Below are 1,646 nucleotides of genomic sequence, written 5' to 3'. Positions count from 1 at the left end.
TGACGCCGGTCACCTGGGCCGTCAGCTGGAACCGCTCCCAGGCGTCGCGGGGCAGCAGGTGCCGCAATTCCTGGCCTTTGGGCAGCAGGAAACTGCGGGCCAGCTCATCAGGCATCCGGTCCAGGCGCTCCAGAGCGGAGTCGGAGGTTTCCAGATAGATGGCGCCTGCCTGCTCCAGCACCGGGCGCAGAGTGCGCATCACCTTGGCCATGCGGGCATCGCCGCCATGCATGGTGCCGATCACGTGAATGGTGCGGTTCCCCTTGGTGGCGACCCAATGGTTGCCGCGCGAATACGGGGTGGCGGCCATTTCGCGCTCCAGCCGTGCCTCGGTGGCGGCGGGCAGATGGTCGCGGTAGTCGATGCCGCGGCAGGCGGCAAAGGCGGCAGGGGCCTGCAGAGCCAGTGCAAGTGCAAGTGCAATCCGTTTCATCATAAGCCCTTTCCCCGGCTCCGGAGCGATGGTCTGGATGTATGACCCTAGGGCGGGGCACGGGGGGCGGCAATGCAAAATCCTGCGTCTGCACCGCAAATCCGTGCCGCGGATTGCCATCGGCGGCGCGACCTGCCAGTCATGGGCGATGGAACGCGAGGATCAGCTGTACCCGCCGGTGAAGGCGCTGCTGGAAGGGCAGGGCTATGAAGTGAAGGGCGAAGTGGGCGCCGCCGATGTGGTGGGTGTCCGCGGTACGGAGCCTCCGGTGATTGTCGAGCTGAAGTTGAAGTTTTCGCTGTCGCTGTTTCATCAGGCGATTGCCCGGCTCTCGGTCTCTGATCACGTCTATATCGCGGTGCCGCGGCCCGCAGGGCGGCAGGCGCGGCGGATGATAAAGGACAATCTGGCGATGTGCCGCCGTCTGGGGCTGGGGCTGATCACGGTTCTTGCGGACGGCCGGGCCGAGGTGCATTGCGATCCCGGCCCCTATGCCCCGCGCAAGTCGAAGAAGAAGCAGGCGCGGTTGCTGCGCGAGTTTCAGACCCTGCGCGGCGATCCCAATGCGGGTGGCGCGACCCGGCATGGCATTGTCACCGCCTATCGTCAGGATGCGCTGGCCTGTGCGTCGCATCTGGCAGAAGCGGGCGCCTGCAAGGGGGCGGAGGTCGCCAAGGCGACTGGAGTCGCGCGCGCCACTCAGCTGATGGCTAAGAATCACTATGGCTGGTTCGAGCGGGTGGAGACCGGCATCTACCAGCTGACCGATGCGGGCCGCGAAGGGCTGGTGCATTGGGCGGAAAGCTGGGAGACGGAGTGAGTTTACAGCCTGTCGAATTTCTTGAGCTAATGTGTATCTGCCGCAAACCCTCTTGATTGTCGGTTTTAGTTCACGTTTCACCTTACTTCTCCTCATGTGAATTGCATTTTTTCCCTGTTGAGCACGACCCGGTCTGCGCCGATGACGGGCGCAGCTTTGCACAAGGGGAGACAGCAATGGCAGATCAGGATATCGACAGGCTTCAGGACCGGCTGCGGGCGCAGCGGGTTTCCTTTGACAAGATCCCGGTGGTCGACATCAGCGCGCTGAACACGGGCGGCAGCTTGTTTGAGGTCGCCAAGGAAATCCGCTGGGCGCTGACCAACGCGGGGTTCTTTTATGTGAAAAATGCAACTCACATGAGGAGGAGTAAGGCGAAACGTGAACTAAAAC

Annotated in this window: 3 protein-coding genes; 2 read left to right on the top strand and 1 reads right to left on the bottom strand. The window is 62.9% G+C overall.

Going from position 1 to position 1,646, the window contains the following annotated elements:
* Positions 1-436 (bottom strand): TraB/GumN family protein (locus A2I95_RS36290; RefSeq protein WP_291737355.1); only part of this gene is annotated, 436 nt, incomplete at its 3' end.
* 145 nt (positions 437-581) lie between these two features.
* Here A2I95_RS36290 and A2I95_RS36285 point away from each other — a divergent pair.
* Positions 582-1,253 (top strand): DUF2161 domain-containing phosphodiesterase, encoded by a 672-nt coding sequence (locus tag A2I95_RS36285; protein ID WP_291737356.1) that lies wholly within the window; start codon positions 582-584, stop codon positions 1,251-1,253.
* Positions 1,254-1,429: 176 nt separating this feature from the next.
* Positions 1,430-1,646, top strand: a 217-nt coding sequence (locus tag A2I95_RS36280; RefSeq protein ID WP_291737354.1) for a 2-oxoglutarate and iron-dependent oxygenase domain-containing protein, incomplete at its 3' end; no start/stop codon positions are given.

This window comes from Leisingera sp. F5 (genome assembly GCF_001593695.1).
This window is presented reverse-complemented; position numbering and strand designations above follow the sequence as displayed.